The organism is Flexibacter flexilis DSM 6793, assembly GCF_900112255.1.
Taxonomy (GTDB): Bacteria; Bacteroidota; Bacteroidia; order Cytophagales; family Flexibacteraceae; genus Flexibacter; species Flexibacter flexilis.
Map to the genome: position 1 here is coordinate 219,970 of NZ_FOLE01000006.1, position 14,254 is coordinate 234,223.

Annotated in this window: 21 protein-coding genes; 18 read left to right on the forward strand and 3 right to left on the reverse strand. The window is 42.3% G+C overall.

Features of this window, described 5'->3' with window-relative positions:
* The first annotated feature begins 31 nt into the window (after positions 1-31).
* From secG to BM090_RS11335, 5 genes are all read left to right on the forward strand, one after another.
* Positions 32-391 carry a preprotein translocase subunit SecG gene (gene secG, locus BM090_RS11315; RefSeq protein ID WP_091512645.1) on the forward strand — a complete coding sequence of 120 codons (360 nt, stop codon included), beginning with the start codon at positions 32-34 and terminating at the stop codon, positions 389-391.
* Between the two features lie 248 nt (positions 392-639).
* Entirely contained in the window at positions 640-1,359 is a 720-nt protein-coding gene (locus BM090_RS11320; RefSeq protein WP_091512649.1) for a YebC/PmpR family DNA-binding transcriptional regulator, read from the forward strand.
* A gap of 153 nt (positions 1,360-1,512) precedes the next feature.
* Positions 1,513-1,671 carry a 50S ribosomal protein L34 gene (rpmH, locus tag BM090_RS11325; protein ID WP_091512653.1) on the forward strand — a complete coding sequence of 53 codons (159 nt, stop codon included), beginning with the start codon at positions 1,513-1,515 and terminating at the stop codon, positions 1,669-1,671.
* A gap of 121 nt (positions 1,672-1,792) precedes the next feature.
* Positions 1,793-2,818, forward strand: coding sequence for a glycosyltransferase family 2 protein (locus BM090_RS11330; RefSeq protein WP_091512656.1), 1,026 nt, complete (start codon positions 1,793-1,795; stop codon positions 2,816-2,818).
* A gap of 16 nt (positions 2,819-2,834) precedes the next feature.
* A complete protein-coding gene (locus BM090_RS11335) occupies positions 2,835-3,302 on the forward strand; it encodes an SF0329 family protein (protein ID WP_091512659.1) in 468 nt (155 codons plus the stop codon).
* Between the two features lie 74 nt (positions 3,303-3,376).
* Here BM090_RS11335 and BM090_RS11340 read toward each other — a convergent pair whose 3' ends face one another.
* The 3 genes from BM090_RS11340 to BM090_RS11350 all read right to left on the reverse strand — a co-directional run bounded on the left by BM090_RS11340 (position 3,377) and on the right by BM090_RS11350 (position 6,328).
* On the reverse strand, positions 3,377-3,790 hold the full coding sequence (locus tag BM090_RS11340; RefSeq protein ID WP_091512661.1) for a response regulator: 414 nt from the start codon (positions 3,788-3,790) through the stop codon (positions 3,377-3,379).
* Between the two features lie 153 nt (positions 3,791-3,943).
* Positions 3,944-4,381: a large-conductance mechanosensitive channel protein MscL gene (gene mscL / locus BM090_RS11345; protein WP_091512664.1), complete on the reverse strand. Its 438-nt coding sequence runs from the start codon at positions 4,379-4,381 to the stop codon at positions 3,944-3,946.
* Positions 4,382-4,513: 132 nt separating this feature from the next.
* A complete protein-coding gene (locus BM090_RS11350; protein WP_245756720.1) occupies positions 4,514-6,328 on the reverse strand; it encodes a M61 family metallopeptidase in 1,815 nt (604 codons plus the stop codon).
* Between the two features lie 290 nt (positions 6,329-6,618).
* Between BM090_RS11350 and BM090_RS11355 the strand changes: the two genes are divergently transcribed.
* The 13 genes from BM090_RS11355 (at position 6,619) to rpsK (ending at position 14,170) form a co-directional block, all read left to right on the forward strand.
* Positions 6,619-8,058, forward strand: coding sequence for an MBL fold metallo-hydrolase RNA specificity domain-containing protein (locus BM090_RS11355; RefSeq protein WP_091512668.1), 1,440 nt, complete (start codon positions 6,619-6,621; stop codon positions 8,056-8,058).
* Between the two features lie 216 nt (positions 8,059-8,274).
* Positions 8,275-8,673 (forward strand): 30S ribosomal protein S8, encoded by a 399-nt coding sequence (rpsH, locus tag BM090_RS11360; protein WP_091512672.1) that lies wholly within the window; start codon positions 8,275-8,277, stop codon positions 8,671-8,673.
* A 21-nt stretch (positions 8,674-8,694) separates the two neighbouring features.
* Positions 8,695-9,249 (forward strand): 50S ribosomal protein L6, encoded by a 555-nt coding sequence (rplF, locus tag BM090_RS11365; RefSeq protein ID WP_091512675.1) that lies wholly within the window; start codon positions 8,695-8,697, stop codon positions 9,247-9,249.
* An 8-nt stretch (positions 9,250-9,257) separates the two neighbouring features.
* Positions 9,258-9,608 (forward strand): 50S ribosomal protein L18, encoded by a 351-nt coding sequence (gene rplR, locus BM090_RS11370; RefSeq protein ID WP_091512679.1) that lies wholly within the window; start codon positions 9,258-9,260, stop codon positions 9,606-9,608.
* 5 nt (positions 9,609-9,613) lie between these two features.
* Positions 9,614-10,132: a 30S ribosomal protein S5 gene (rpsE, locus tag BM090_RS11375; protein ID WP_091512682.1), complete on the forward strand. Its 519-nt coding sequence runs from the start codon at positions 9,614-9,616 to the stop codon at positions 10,130-10,132.
* Positions 10,133-10,140: 8 nt separating this feature from the next.
* Positions 10,141-10,320 (forward strand): 50S ribosomal protein L30, encoded by a 180-nt coding sequence (gene rpmD / locus BM090_RS11380; protein WP_091512685.1) that lies wholly within the window; start codon positions 10,141-10,143, stop codon positions 10,318-10,320.
* Positions 10,321-10,322: 2 nt separating this feature from the next.
* Complete coding sequence (gene rplO, locus BM090_RS11385; protein ID WP_091512689.1) at positions 10,323-10,769, forward strand: 50S ribosomal protein L15; 447 nt, start codon at positions 10,323-10,325, stop codon at positions 10,767-10,769.
* A gap of 8 nt (positions 10,770-10,777) precedes the next feature.
* Positions 10,778-12,100, forward strand: coding sequence for a preprotein translocase subunit SecY (gene secY, locus BM090_RS11390; protein ID WP_091512691.1), 1,323 nt, complete (start codon positions 10,778-10,780; stop codon positions 12,098-12,100).
* Between the two features lie 5 nt (positions 12,101-12,105).
* A complete protein-coding gene (gene map / locus BM090_RS11395) occupies positions 12,106-12,897 on the forward strand; it encodes a type I methionyl aminopeptidase (RefSeq protein WP_091512694.1) in 792 nt (263 codons plus the stop codon).
* A gap of 1 nt (position 12,898) precedes the next feature.
* A complete protein-coding gene (gene infA / locus BM090_RS11400; RefSeq protein ID WP_091512697.1) occupies positions 12,899-13,117 on the forward strand; it encodes a translation initiation factor IF-1 in 219 nt (72 codons plus the stop codon).
* 57 nt (positions 13,118-13,174) lie between these two features.
* Complete coding sequence (gene rpmJ, locus BM090_RS11405; protein WP_091512700.1) at positions 13,175-13,291, forward strand: 50S ribosomal protein L36; 117 nt, start codon at positions 13,175-13,177, stop codon at positions 13,289-13,291.
* 12 nt (positions 13,292-13,303) lie between these two features.
* Positions 13,304-13,681 (forward strand): 30S ribosomal protein S13, encoded by a 378-nt coding sequence (gene rpsM, locus BM090_RS11410; RefSeq protein ID WP_091512703.1) that lies wholly within the window; start codon positions 13,304-13,306, stop codon positions 13,679-13,681.
* Positions 13,682-13,771: 90 nt separating this feature from the next.
* The gene (gene rpsK, locus BM090_RS11415; protein ID WP_091512706.1) at positions 13,772-14,170 is read left to right on the forward strand and encodes a 30S ribosomal protein S11; all 399 of its coding nucleotides are present in this window, start codon (positions 13,772-13,774) and stop codon (positions 14,168-14,170) included.
* Positions 14,171-14,254 lie beyond the last annotated feature (84 nt).

Genomic DNA, 14,254 nt, shown 5'->3' on the forward strand with positions numbered 1-14,254 from the left:
TAAACATAAATATTCTTTACCCAATTAGACAATGATTGCAGTTGCCATAGGTTTGATAATTGTACTGGCCGTAATGTTGGTACTTGTTGTATTAGCTCAAGACTCTAAAAGTGGAGCTATGAGTTCTAATTTCGGTGCTACCCAACTAATGGGCGTAAAACGCACTGGTGATATTTTGGAAAAATTAACGTGGGGCTTTATGATTGCCATTATGGTAATTAGTGTAGGCTCACACTTTTTGTTAGGTACTGGTGCAACATCTGCGGAAACGCCACGCAGTGCCAACGTACAAAAAGCAATGGAGTTTTCGCAACCTGCACCTAAGCAAAACGCTGCTCCTGCTGCACAAGGTACGCAACCTGCTGCCGCTACGGATTCTGCTCAAAAGTAATATTTATCACCGTTGAAAATATTCAAGAAAAAGACCTTCGTTGCTTGTGCCACGAGGGTCTTTTTCTTTTAGCACAAAATTTGGAAAGCATTTCTTGTAGAATTTCGAGCGAATCGGTGCAGGGACTCATGTTGCTGGTTGGATAGTTTTGGGAATCTACCTAATTTTGCTTTTTTAAAGGACGCTGCACCTGTAAGGTGCGGCCGTATGGTTATCAGATTTCTAACTATAATTGAAAAAATATACTTATGGGAAGAGCATTTGAATTTCGGAAAGAAAGAAAAATGAAACGTTGGGGACGCATGGCGCGTCAGTTTACCGTATTGGGTAAACAATTGACAATGGCCTCTAAACAAGGCGGTCCTGATCCAGAAACAAACTCGCGTTTGCGCGTACTTATCCAAAACGCCAAAAACGCTGGTATGTTGAAGGATAAAGTAGAAGCGGCCATCAAACGTGCGCATTCCAAAGACGAAAAAGATTTTGAAGAAGTGGTATATGAAGGCTACGGCCCTCACGGTATCGCTATTTTGGTGGAATGTGCGACCGACAACATCAACCGCACGGTAGCCAGCGTACGTAGCTATTTTACCAGAGCGGGCGGCACACTTGGCAAAACGGGTTCGTTGGATTTTATCTTTGAGCGTAAATCTGTGTTTAAAATTCCTGCCGAAGGTAACAACGTAGAGGATTTGGAATTAGAACTCATTGATTTTGGTGCGGAAGAAATGTTTGAAGACGAAGGTTCTATCTTTATTTACACGGGTTTCTCGGATTTTGGCGCGATGCAAAAAGCCCTTGAAGAACGCAATATTGAGATTCAAAGTGCTGAAGTTCAACGCTTCCCGACTAACACAACGGAGCTTACGCCCGACCAGCAAAAAGAGATTCACACCCTGTTAGAAAAGTTTGAAGAAGACGACGACGTTCAGGCTGTGTATCACAACATGAAAGAAGACGAAGAATAATTTTTTCGGACAAAATCTTTCCCAAAAATCAAAATTAGGCCGTTGCTTTGGCAATGGTTTTATATAAAATGCTATAAAAAAGACTGTTAGTATTTGTTACTTTCAGAAAAATTTGTAGTTTTGCAACCCGTATTTTAAAAGTGGTATAAGACGATGAAAAGAACATTCCAACCCTCTTTGCGCAAGAGAAAAAATAAGCACGGATTCCGCGAGCGTATGGCTACAGCTAATGGCCGTCGTGTAGTAGCTGCTCGTCGCGCACGTGGCCGCAAGAAACTTACTGTTTCAAGCGAAAAAAGCCATAAAGCATAATTTTAGCGCAATTTATTTGTACGCTATATGCCTTCAAAAGAGCTTGCAATGTTTTGTGAGCTCTTTTGTCGTTTCATAGCATCTGCTTTTTTGTTAATAATCTTCTCAAAATCAATAAGATATGGAATTTGTTGCGCCTCGTGTCTCGGTCGTGATTCTCAACTGGAACGGACGTAAGCATTTGCAAGAGTTTATGCCTTCGGTGGTGGCGCATAGCCCAGAAGCGGCCATTGTGGTAGCCGACAACGCCTCCACAGACGATTCTGTCGCATTTTTGCAAAGCCATTATCCGCAGGTGCACATTATCCAAAACAGCACCAACGGGGGCTTTAGCAAAGGTTATAACGACGCGTTGGCACATATCGACACAGAATATGCGGTTTTGCTCAATTCGGACGTTGCCGTAACGCAAGGCTGGCTCGCGCCGCTTTTGGCTCTGATGGATTCTAACACGCAGATTGCGGCCTGTCAGCCCAAAATTAGGGCTTATTTGGCGCAAGAATCTTTTGAGTATGCAGGCGCGGCAGGCGGTTTTGTGGACAAATACGGTTATCCGTTTTGTAGAGGTCGCCTTTTTGATACGCTCGAAACTGACAATCACCAATATGACGATACAACGCCCGTATTTTGGGCAACTGGCGCGTGTATGTTTGTGCGTTTGGAGGTTTATAAAAAATTAGGCGGCCTGGACGAAGCATTTTTTGCGCACATGGAAGAAATTGACTTGTGTTGGCGTATGCAAAACGCAGGTTATCAGGTGTTTGCTTGTGGTGGAAGTGTCGTGTTTCATTTAGGAGGTGGTACATTGCCCAAAAACAATCCGCGCAAAACATTCCTCAATTTCCGCAACGGCATTGTATTGTTATTCAAAAATTTGCCGACGGCTTCTCTTTTCCCGATTATTTTTACGCGCTTGGTACTGGACGGCGTGGCTGGCGCAAAGATGTTTTTTTCGGGACAAACCAAAGATACTTGGGCTATCATTAAGGCGCATTTTGCGTTTTATGGCGGCCTTCCGCACTGGATAAAAGCACGCCGACACGCACGCCAATTTGCCAAGCAAGAAGCCAAACGCACGGCGTATAGCATTGTGTTTGAATATTTTGTGAAGAATAAAAAAACGTATTCGGATTTAATGCGCAGCTAAAAAAAACTGAACGGCTATGCAATGGAGCAAACTCAAACAAAAAATGGAAGAAAACTTTGCGCCGAGCGTGCAAGGCAGGGTTCATGTTTTTGCAACGCGCTACACGACAGGCAGTTATTATATGGTTCGGGCTTGGCTTACGCTCGACAAAGTCGAAATCGTTAATTTTTCGACACCCGACAACGGTAACCGTTTCGGCTGGGATACGCCCGCCATACATGAGCGCATCGCTCCCGAAGAACGCCATACAGACCAAGCCGCCGAAAAAGGGGAGTTTTCCAGAGAAGATTTTTTTGATGCTTGTTGGGAATATACCAACACGAGTATAGAGGCCGCACACGAAAGCCAAAATCCTATTATTCAGGCATTTGCCATGCTCGACAGGCGCACAGGCAAACGCCGTTTGCAAAAAGTAGTTCCCGAAACATTGCACCCTTTGCCGCTCCAATTGTGGAAGCTGCGTTGTGAGTGCGAAGGGCTTTAGAATAGAATTAAAAAGAAATAAAAAAGCCTCTCTTACTATACAGAAGTAAAAGAGGCTTTTTTATTTATGGAAAACTAAACGCTCAGTTTGTCTAAAGCATCTTGCGTAAGAGGCTTATTCAAATATTTTTTGACGTAAGCACTTTTCTTCGCTTTATTCAGGTCTTGTGGGTTGATGGAAGAAGTAAGCATTACTATTCCACAGTGCTTTTTGATGTCATCAGAAAGTTTTTCAAATTCATCTAAAAATTGAAACCCATCCATTAGTGGCATATCCACATCCAAAAAAATGACTTCTGGCAACATATCCGTTTTGATGGAAGCCATTTTTTCTACGTTTCTTAAAAATTCAAGTGCGGCTTTTGCACCCGTGTGCGATAAAATATGCTCGGCAACATCAGATGCCTCAATGATTTTTTGGTTAATGAGGTTATCAATCTCATTGTCGTCGATGAGCATTACGGCTTTATATTTCTTTTTTATTGCCATAAGAAATGAGGGTTTAAGATTTTATGTCTTTGTTTTTGGTTCTAAGTGTTGATTGTCTGCGTTCTATTGTCGTAGCAATATACACAAAACTCTTACGTGTGTAAAGTTTTTTTTGATAAAATTAAATCTTCACACAGAATCAGCGTTATAAGCTTATTTGCGCAGTGCATCGCGTATTTCCATCAATAATTTTTCTTGAGTAGTAGGCTCTGGCGGTGCTGGTGGAGCAGGTGGCGTTACTTCCGCCGCTTTTTCTTCTGCAGCACGTAGGCGATTGATTACTTTAACCAAAAAGAAAACGGCCATTGCCACTAACAGGAAGTTAATACTTACCTGAATAAAATTACCGTAACGAATGGCTACTTCTGGTTGGCTGATAGCACCAGCGGCATCTATTACTTCTTTCTGAATCACTACTTTTTGTCTTGTAAAATCCAGTCCAGAAGTGAGCATCCCCAATGGTGGCATCATCACATCTTCTACCAACGACGATACAATTTTACCAAAAGCTCCACCGATAATAATACCGATGGCCATGTCCACTACGTTGCCTTTGACAGCGAAATCTTTAAACTCTTTTACAAATCCCATATCCTAGTTTTTTATGTGTTTGATAATAAATAGCGATTGCAACCCGCCAAACAATGCACTAAAGTAATAAAAAAGCTAACACAAACAATGTTAGTTTATGTTAGCTTTTTGAATAATATTGAGAATTGACTTTTATTTAATTCTTAGCCATTTTTTGTAAATCGTTTCTTGTTGTGCTGTTGGGTTGCTCACACGAGAGATTTGGTAGCTAACCACAGGGTTACGCTCCAACGTAAGTTCTACGGTTTCCAATACGCCACCGCGCGAAACCAATACTTTCACTTTTTCGCCAATTTTGCGGTTGGCCAAGTTGCTGGCAAGGTCTGAACCTACGCGATATTTGTCGATGGCAATGATTTCATCATTTACATAAATACCTGATTTGTAGGCTGGACTATTGCGAACTACCGACGTAACCACCAATTTCCCGCCCTGATTGGAAGCGTTTGCTCCCAAATAGGCTTCTTGACGTGTGGCAAAACGGTCTGTCAGTTGCAAGCCTGCATAAGCCAAATACGAACCGTAGTTAATGGCATCTGTTCCCCAAATATATTTTTTGAAAAACTCGTCCATGCTTTTGCCTGCCACCAACTCAACGGCTTTTTGCATTTCTTCGTCCGTAAAACCGCGTTGTTGTTTTTTGTAATATTCTTGGTAAAGGTAACGCATCACATCGTCAAGGGATTTTGTGCCGCCAGTGCTTTGCAAAATTTCTAAATCCAAAATAGTAGCCACTACGCCGCCTTTGTTGTAGTACGAAATGCTCGCATTGTTAGAGTTTTCGGTTGGGCGATAATATTTAATCCAAGCGTCAAAGCTCGATTCGGTTGCCGACTGGTAGCGGCTTCCAGGTGTGTTTTCGATATAAGAAAAATTAGAACCTACCACATTCAAAAATGCTTCTGGCGTAGTAATGCCCGCACGACGTACCAAATAATCATCGTAGTAAGCCGTGAAGCCTTCCGATACCCAAAGCAAATGCGTATAATTTTCGTTTTCGTAATCGAATGGGCCTAAGGCTTTCGGACGAATGCGTTTTACGTTCCAAAGGTGGAAATATTCGTGCGCCACCAACGACAAAAATCCTTCGTAGCTGCTTGGGTTTTGATAACCAAATTTGCTGGTTACTAAGGTAGTAGAGTTGAGGTGCTCCAAACCGCCGCCGCCTGTCGGGGTGTTATGCACGATAAAAGTATAATCGGTGCAAGGGTGTTCGCCAACTACATCTTTGGCGGCTTCCGTTACGGCTTTCATGTCGGCCTGAAGGCGTGCGATGTCGTAATTTCCTTCGCCGCACATGGCTACTTTGTGGTCGATGCCCGAAGCCGTGAAGTTAAAAATGGTTTGGTTGCCCAACTGAATAGGAGAGTCGGCCAAGGTGTCGAAATTCGGAACATTCAACACCCACTTGTCTTTGCCAATAGGTTTGAGCGCGGTCGTGATTTCTTTCCAAGTCGCGTAAGGCTTTACGGTAAGCGTGGACGGAAGGTCTTGTTTTTTGTCCAAAAACATAAAAACACTTGCGCCGTTGAGGTAGCCTTGTGTGGCATCCACGTAGCTGGTACGCACGGTAAGTTCGTAGGCATACACGCGATATTTTACCGAAAATTTATCGGCGTTTTGGGTTTGTACGCGCCACGTATTTTTGTTGATTTTGTCAAAACCTAAAGATTTGCCTGCGTTTTCGGCCTTAAAACCTTCCACTTGGCGAGCGTATTCGCGCACCAAATACGAACCAGGAGTCCAAACGGCCATTTTCAAATCTACATAATCTTGTTTGAGGCCGCTCACATTGATTTCCACATCAAAATAATGGGCGTGCGGCTCAGTTACAGAAAGCACATATTCGAGCTTTGGGGCTTGTGCGGATGTTTCGGCTTTGGCCAAAACGCTTGCTGCCAACGGAATAAGCATAAGCAAAGCTGTTTGATATAACGTTTTGAACATAAATAAAACGGATTAGTTGAAAGGCACAATATTAAGAAATTAAACACAGAACCTAAATTTAGACTTATTTTAAGCCTTGCGAAATGATTTTGGGAATTAAATGTGCTTTTGCCCGAAACTATAAGCGAATTTTATAAGTTTACGGCCTAATGCACGACAATTATTTGTAACTTGTGAACTTTTAGGTTTTCATGGCCGCCCCCACACCTCCATTTGTTGTTGCATCATCAGGACACGATTTGTACTAAATAGCTCACTATGAGGCTATTTTCTAAAATATATTTAAAGTAATGAAATTAACATTTTGGGGAGCAGCCCGACAGGTAACTGGTAGTATGTTTTTGCTCGAACTCGACGACGACTACCGAATATTGATTGATTGCGGTACAGAAATGGCACGCGACCGCGAAGAATCTGCTGAAATGAACTTCAGAGAAAGACAAGGGTTGTTGTTTCCGTTTGAGCCTTCTCTTATTAATTTGGTGTTGCTCACGCACGCGCACATCGACCATTCGGGCAATCTCCCGAACCTTATCCGCGAAGGTTACGAAGGTCAAATCCTTTGTACATCAGCTACTTATTCGCTTACAAAATTATTGTTGATGGATTCGGCTTCTTTGCACCGCAACAAGCTGAAAGCCATTCATGGCAGCCGCCGCAGTTCCAAACGCAGCCATCAACCGCCGCCCGATACGTCGGATATGTACTTGGAACGCCACGTGGACGAAGCCGTAGAGCGTTTTGTTACGATTGCTTTTCAGCAACGCTTCAAAGTGCGCCACAATATGTACGTTACTTTTATCCCGACGGGGCATTTGTTGGGTGCGGCCAATATTTTGGTAGAAATAATTGAGGAAAATGGCCAGACCAAACGAATAGGATTTTCGGGGGATATTGGTCGCCATAATTATCCCTTGTTGCCAGACCCCGCGCCATTTCCGCCAGTTGATTATTTGATTTGCGAATCCACGTACGGCAACCGCCGCCACGAAGCCAAAGGCAAGCCAGAAGATATTTTGGCCGACGTGATTAAGCGTACTTGCATCGACATTCCAGGCCGTTTGATTATCCCTGCATTTAGTGTTGGGCGTACGCAAGCGTTGCTTTATACCTTGAATAAATTATATTCACAGGAAAGTATTGCACCAATCAAAGTGTTTTCGGATAGCCCAATGGCTTTGCAAAGCACCCAGATTCATCAAAAATATGTAAAACTGCTTAATGCCGACGCGCAAGAATTTCAGGAAGAACATGAGGAATTGTTTGATTTTGAGAACTTGCACTACGTGGAAAACATGGAGCAAAGTCGCGCCGTATCCAGTTATCACGAGCCTTGTATTATCATTTCTTCGTCGGGAATGATAAGCGGCGGAAGGGTAGAGGAGCATATTCGCAAGAATATTCAGAATCCATATTGTACTATTTTGATGATTGGTTTTGCGGCTGAGGGCACGCTGGGGTATCGCCTGACCAATGGCCAAAAAACATTGCGCATCGGAAACAAAGAAGTGCCTGTGTTGGCTAATGTGGAGCGCACGGACGTGTTTAGTGGCCATGCTGATTTGGACGACTTGTTAAGTTTTGTAAAACAGCAAAAACCGACTCAGCTACAAAAACTTTTTGTGGTTCATGGCGAATATGATACGATGTTGGCTTTCAAACAGACGCTTGAGCAAGAAGGATTTGGGCAAGTAGAAATCCCGAAGAAGGGGCAGGCCTATATTTTATAGTGTGTTGCGTAGATGCAATTGGAATTTTAAGCAGAATATCAAGGTTTTAGTGCCGCTATGAGAATAGCAAATAAAAAGGGGCGGTATTTGGAATGAATATTCTAAATGCCTGATAGATAGTGCGAAAAAAAAACGATAAAAATTTTTTGTTTGTAAATAAATTTCTACATTTGCACTCCCAAAATAAAAATGTATCCAAACAGATATAAAAAATAAATGACAACTGATCCGATAGCCGATTATCTTACAAGATTGAGGAATGCCATCAAGGCAAACCACAGAATTGTAGAAATACCTGCTTCTAGCATTAAGAAGGACATTACAAAGGTATTGTATGACCAAGGGTATATTCAAAGCTATAAATTTGAAGATAATGCCGTGCAAGGTACTATCAAGATAGCTCTTAAGTATCACCCAGTAACGAAACAACCAGCCATCGTGAGCTTGGTTAGAGTAAGCAAGCCAGGCTTGCGTAAGTATGTAGGTACAGGAAACTTGCCACGTGTACTAAGTGGTTTGGGTGTGGCTGTGTTATCAACTTCTAAAGGAGTTGTTACAGACAAGCAAGCCCGCGATCTTAACGTAGGCGGAGAAGTATTGTGCTATATCTATTAATCATTTAGGAGGAATACTCAAATGTCAAGAATTGGAAAAAAGCCGATTGACCTTCCAAAAGGCGTAGAGGTATCGGTATCGGCTTCAAACGAGGTTACAGTAAAAGGACCTAAAGGTGCATTGTCGCAAGCGGTTGATTCTGATATTAAAGTAGAGGTAGAAGGTGGCCAATTGGTGCTTACTCGCCCTACTGAACAGAAAAGACACAAAGCCATGCACGGTCTATATCGCTCTTTGTTGGGAAACATGGTTAAGGGCGTAAGTGAAGGTTATACCATTAAGTTGGAATTGGTGGGTGTAGGTTTCAAAGCTGCGATGACAGGTGCAAACCTTGAAATGAGCTTAGGTTACTCTCACAACATCGTAATGACACTTCCTCAAGAAATTAAGGCAGGTGCTGTTACTGAAAAAGGTAAAAACCCAGTAGTTACATTGGAAGGAATTGACAAGCAATTGATTGGCCAAGTGGCTGCAAAAATCCGCTCGTTACGTCAAGTAGAGCCTTACAAAGGTAAAGGTGTTCGCTTCGTTGGTGAGGTGGTTAGAAGAAAAGCTGGTAAAACTTCCGCTAAATAATAAGCAAAATGCCAAGTAAAAAAGAACTTAGAAGACTAAAAATAAAGGCCAGTATCCGTAAAAAAGTAAGTGGTACTGCTGTCAAGCCTAGACTATCTGTTTTCAGAAGTAACGTTCACATCTACGCGCAATTGATTGACGACGTAAGTGGCCGTACTTTGGTGAGTGCTTCCTCTTCAGAATTGAAAGATGTGAAAGCACCTAAAGTGGAGCTATCAAAATCGGTAGGCCAGAAAATCGCTGAAAAAGCTGTAGCTGCTGGCGTTTCTGAAGTAGTATTTGACCGTAATGGCTATTTGTATCACGGTAGAGTAAAAGCATTTGCTGAAGGTGCTCGCGAAGGTGGGCTTAAATTCTAAAAACAATGTCTCAAATCAATCTGAAATCTGTAAAATCAAGCGATATTGAGCTGAAAGAAAAAGTTGTGGCTATCAACCGCGTTGCAAAAGTGGTAAAAGGTGGTCGCCGTTTCAGTTTCTCTGCTATTGTTGTTGTTGGCGATGGTCATGGCGTAGTAGGTTACGGTTTAGGTAAAGCTAACGAAGTAACAGACGCAATCACTAAAGGTATCGACGACGCAAAAAAGAACTTAATTAAAGTTCCTATTCTAAAAGACACAGTTCCACATGAAATGCACGGTAAGTACAGCGGTGGTTTTGTTCTTTTGAAACCAGCTGCTAAAGGTACTGGTATTATTGCTGGTGGTGCGATGCGTGCCGTATTGGAAAGTGCTGGTATTAAAGACGTTTTGGCGAAATCAAAAGGTTCTTCTAACCCACACAACGTAGTAAAAGCTACTTTCGATGCACTTGCTCGTATGCGTGACCCACAAACAGTAGCACAGCATCGTGCAGTTTCCTTGACTAAAGTATTTAACGGGTAATTTCAACGATGGCAAAGGTAAAAATAACGCAAGTGCGTAGCACTATCGACAAATCCCACAAACAAAAAGCAACCATCGTTGCTTTGGGCTTGGGTAAAATCAACAGAAGCGTAGAGGTAGAATATACTCCTCAAATCGCTGGTATGGTGAATAAAGTTAATCACTTAGTAACTGTAACAGAATTATAATCATGAATTTACATACTATCAAACCAGCCGCTGGTTCTACAAAGAACATCAAACGTGTAGGACGTGGTTCTGGCTCAGGTAAGGGTGGAACTTCGACACGTGGTCATAAAGGTGCAAACTCACGCTCTGGTACAAAACAGAAAATGGGTTTTGAAGGTGGTCAAATGCCTTTGCAACGCCGTGTACCTAAGTTTGGTTTCACAAGCCCTAACCGTGTAGAATACAAAGTTATCAACCTTGATGCTTTGCAAACACTTGCTGATACATATAGCCCATCTGTAATTGATACAGATTTCTTGAAAGAGCATGGCATGATGTCTAAGAACGATTTAGTAAAAGTTCTTGGTCGCGGCGAATTCAAGGCTAATGTTGAAGTAAAAGCTCACGCTTTCTCAGCTACAGCTGTAGCTTCTATCGAGAAAGCTGGCGGCAAAGCTACTGTTCTCTAAATTTTTGTATGAAAAAGTTTATCACAACGCTTAAAAATATCTTCTCTATTGAAGATCTAAGAGTCAGAATTATCAATACTCTGTTGTTTTTGGGTATCTTCCGTTTGGGTTCGTACATCGTGCTTCCTGGCGTAGATGCTAACAAACTCGAAGGCAATACCTCTGGTATTTTCGGGCTTTTGGACACGTTTTTAGGCGGTGCGTTTAGCAATGCGTCTGTTTTTGGTCTAGGTATTATGCCATATATCACTGCTTCGATTATCGTGCAGTTGCTTACGGTGGCCGTGCCTCATTTCCAAAAACTACAGAAAGACGGTGAGTCTGGTAGAAAAAAACTCAACCAAATGACTCGCTTCCTGACTGTATTAGTAACATTAGGGCAGTCTGTTGGCTACGTTACAGCTACCATCCCTGCCGACGCTATTGACCCTTATTTTGGTAAAACCCTTTTCGTTGCCTCTTCCATGATTACGCTTACAGCAGGTACAATCTTCTGTATGTGGCTTGGAGAAAAAATCACCGAAAAAGGTATTGGTAACGGTATTTCGATGCTAATTATGATTGGTATCATCTCTCGTTTGCCAGGTGCCATCATCAAAGAAGCTGCTTCTCGTAACATGGACGGTGCGTTAGTATTCGTTCTGGAGCTTGTAGTATTGTTCTTTGTGGTAATGGGCGTAGTAATGCTTACGCAAGCTACTCGCAGGATACCTGTTCAGTATGCCAAACAAGTAATTGGTAACAAAGTATATGGTGGCCAACGCCAATTCATTCCTTTGAAGGTAAACTCAGCAGGTGTTATGCCTATCGTTTTCGCTCAATCCTTGATGTTTATTCCTGCGATTGTAGCGACTGCCTTCAGAGAAGAAAGCGAAGTTGCGGGCTACATTGGCTCTACTTTCGGCGATCCTTCGTCTTGGCAGTATAGCCTTACTTTTACCGTCTTGATTATTGTTTTCACATTCTTCTATACGGCTATTTCGGTGAATCCAAACCAAATCGCTGAAGACATGAAACGTAATAACGGCTTTATCCCAGGTATAAAACCAGGAGAACAGACATCCGATTATATTGCTAATGTGATAGACCGAATTACTTTGCCAGGTGCTTTTTTCTTGGCAGCAGTAGCCATCCTTCCTGCATTGGTAACGCAATTGGGCGTGAGCAGAGACTTCGCTCAGTTCTTTGGGGGAACATCTCTTTTGATTATGGTTGGTGTTGTACTTGATACTTTACAACAAATTGAAAGCTATCTACTCATGAAACACTATGAAGGATTGATGGAAAGCGGCCAATTCAAGGACAATGACCAAAACGTAATAGTAGCCTAAGGTTTATGTCGCAAGAAAAGCAAGGTATTAAATACAAAACCTTAGAGGAAATAGAACTGATACGTTTAAGCGGTGATTTGTTAGGCCGCACGCAAGGTTTGGTTTCTAAGACAATAAAATCTGGAATCACGACCAAGTCGCTTGACAAATTAGCTTACGAGTATATTTCGGATAACGGAGCTCATCCTTCTTTTAAAGGTTATAATGGCTTCCCTTATTCACTCTGTATCTCCGTTAATGATGTTGTAGTTCATGGAATGCCCAGCGATTATGAAATCAAGGACGGAGATATAGTTTCTGTAGATTGCGGTGTTTTGCTCAATGGCTTTCATGCCGACAGTGCCTACACTTACCCTGTAGGGAATGTGAAGAAAGAAACAATGCAACTTCTTATTGACACGAAAGCCTCTTTATTTTTAGGAATAGAAGCGGCACAAGCGGGAAACCGTACGGGAGATATAGGAAGTGCAGTACAGCAATTCGTAGAAGCCAAAGGATATTCCGTTGTAAGGGAATTAGTTGGTCACGGATTAGGACGCAGTTTGCACGAGAGTCCAGAAGTTCCCAACTATGGAAAGAAAGGCAAAGGTACTATGTTGAGCGAAGGCTTGGTGATTGCCATTGAGCCGATGGTCAATTTAGGTAAAAAGCAAATATTTCAAGATAGAGATGGCTGGACAATTCGCACGGCAGACCGCAAACCATCAGCTCATTTTGAGCATACGATAGCGATTGTCGAAGGCAAACCACAAATCCTAACCACATTTCAATACATAGACGAAGTATTCCAATTTTGATATGGCAAAACAGACTTCTATCGAACAAGACGGCACTATCGTGGAGGCTCTTTCTAACGCTATGTTTCGAGTAGAGTTAGAAAATGGACACCAAGTAATTGCCCACATTTCTGGCAAGATGCGCATGAACTACATTAAGATTCTGCCTGGCGATAAAATCAAATTAGAGATGTCGCCTTACGATTTAACAAAAGGCAGAATCGTTTACAGATACAAGTAAAATCGTAGAGGTACAGCTGTGAAGTTGTATCTTATTCCATTCAAATCAACTCAGGCAATGAAAGTAAAAGCTTCAATTAAAAAACGCAGCGTGGACTGTAAAGTCATCAGACGCAAAGGCAAACTGTACGTTATTAACAAAAAAAATCCTCGCTATAAACAAAGACAAGGATAATCATTTTATACTATGGCTAGAATTTCAGGAGTAGATATTCCAGATAACAAGCGCGGTGAAATCTCCTTAACCTATATTTTCGGTATAGGCCGCAGCTCTGCAAAGGCTATACTTGCTAAAGCAGGTGTAGATGCAAACAAAAAAGTAAGCACTTGGACTGAAGATGAGGCTAATGCCATTCGTGCTGTCATCGGTGCTGAGTATAAAACGGAAGGTGTGCTTAAATCTGAAGTTCAGATGAGCATCAAACGCCTGATGGACATCGGTTGCTACCGTGGCCTTCGTCACCGTAAAGGTTTGCCTTTGCGTGGACAACGTACTAAAAACAACTCACGTACTCGTAAGGGTAAACGTAAGACAGTAGCCAACAAGAAAAAAGCTACTAAGTAGTAAGTAATCATTGACCGATTATAGATGGCATGAGTGCTGGCTTTGCTGGCACTTTTTGTCGGATTACCTCCGTTTAACATTTTATGTGATATGGCACAAGGAAATAAAAGAAAAGATAAAGCTAAAAAGCGTGTCGTAGTAGTGGAAGCTACTGGTCAAGTGCACATTAAGGCTTCTTTCAACAACATTATCGTATCAATTACCAACAACGCAGGACAAGTAATTTCTTGGTCATCTGCTGGTAAAATGGGCTTCAAAGGCTCGAAAAAAAATACACCTTACGCTGCTCAAACAGCTGCCGCTAACTGCGCTCAAACAGCTTTTGAATTAGGTTTGCGTAAAGTGGAAGTATTCGTAAAAGGCCCTGGTGCTGGACGCGAGTCAGCTATTCGTACATTACAAGCCGCTGGATTAGAAGTTACTATCATCCGCGATGTAACTCCGCTACCACACAACGGTTGCCGCCCGCCTAAACGCAGAAGAGTATAGGTTTGGTTATCTTGTCGGGCGGGAAACCTTCTGAATTACGTTTTTGTTGCCTGACGCTTTACTATCATATATAACAACAATCAA

Excerpts from the sequence above, each read along its gene's own strand:
- secG (WP_091512645.1), top strand. The coding sequence starts at position 32 with ATGATTGCAGTTGCCATAGGTTTGATAATTGTACTGGCCGTAATGTTG.
- BM090_RS11320 (WP_091512649.1), top strand. The coding sequence starts at position 640 with ATGGGAAGAGCATTTGAATTTCGGAAAGAAAGAAAAATGAAACGTTGG.
- rpmH (WP_091512653.1), top strand. The coding sequence starts at position 1,513 with ATGAAAAGAACATTCCAACCCTCTTTGCGCAAGAGAAAAAATAAGCAC.
- BM090_RS11330 (WP_091512656.1), top strand. The coding sequence starts at position 1,793 with ATGGAATTTGTTGCGCCTCGTGTCTCGGTCGTGATTCTCAACTGGAAC.
- BM090_RS11335 (WP_091512659.1), top strand. The coding sequence starts at position 2,835 with ATGCAATGGAGCAAACTCAAACAAAAAATGGAAGAAAACTTTGCGCCG.
- BM090_RS11340 (WP_091512661.1), bottom strand. The coding sequence starts at position 3,790 with ATGGCAATAAAAAAGAAATATAAAGCCGTAATGCTCATCGACGACAAT.
- mscL (WP_091512664.1), bottom strand. The coding sequence starts at position 4,381 with ATGGGATTTGTAAAAGAGTTTAAAGATTTCGCTGTCAAAGGCAACGTA.
- BM090_RS11350 (WP_245756720.1), bottom strand. The coding sequence starts at position 6,328 with ATGTTCAAAACGTTATATCAAACAGCTTTGCTTATGCTTATTCCGTTG.
- BM090_RS11355 (WP_091512668.1), top strand. The coding sequence starts at position 6,619 with ATGAAATTAACATTTTGGGGAGCAGCCCGACAGGTAACTGGTAGTATG.
- rpsH (WP_091512672.1), top strand. The coding sequence starts at position 8,275 with ATGACAACTGATCCGATAGCCGATTATCTTACAAGATTGAGGAATGCC.
- rplF (WP_091512675.1), top strand. The coding sequence starts at position 8,695 with ATGTCAAGAATTGGAAAAAAGCCGATTGACCTTCCAAAAGGCGTAGAG.
- rplR (WP_091512679.1), top strand. The coding sequence starts at position 9,258 with ATGCCAAGTAAAAAAGAACTTAGAAGACTAAAAATAAAGGCCAGTATC.
- rpsE (WP_091512682.1), top strand. The coding sequence starts at position 9,614 with ATGTCTCAAATCAATCTGAAATCTGTAAAATCAAGCGATATTGAGCTG.
- rpmD (WP_091512685.1), top strand. The coding sequence starts at position 10,141 with ATGGCAAAGGTAAAAATAACGCAAGTGCGTAGCACTATCGACAAATCC.
- rplO (WP_091512689.1), top strand. The coding sequence starts at position 10,323 with ATGAATTTACATACTATCAAACCAGCCGCTGGTTCTACAAAGAACATC.
- secY (WP_091512691.1), top strand. The coding sequence starts at position 10,778 with ATGAAAAAGTTTATCACAACGCTTAAAAATATCTTCTCTATTGAAGAT.
- map (WP_091512694.1), top strand. The coding sequence starts at position 12,106 with ATGTCGCAAGAAAAGCAAGGTATTAAATACAAAACCTTAGAGGAAATA.
- infA (WP_091512697.1), top strand. The coding sequence starts at position 12,899 with ATGGCAAAACAGACTTCTATCGAACAAGACGGCACTATCGTGGAGGCT.
- rpmJ (WP_091512700.1), top strand. The coding sequence starts at position 13,175 with ATGAAAGTAAAAGCTTCAATTAAAAAACGCAGCGTGGACTGTAAAGTC.
- rpsM (WP_091512703.1), top strand. The coding sequence starts at position 13,304 with ATGGCTAGAATTTCAGGAGTAGATATTCCAGATAACAAGCGCGGTGAA.
- rpsK (WP_091512706.1), top strand. The coding sequence starts at position 13,772 with ATGGCACAAGGAAATAAAAGAAAAGATAAAGCTAAAAAGCGTGTCGTA.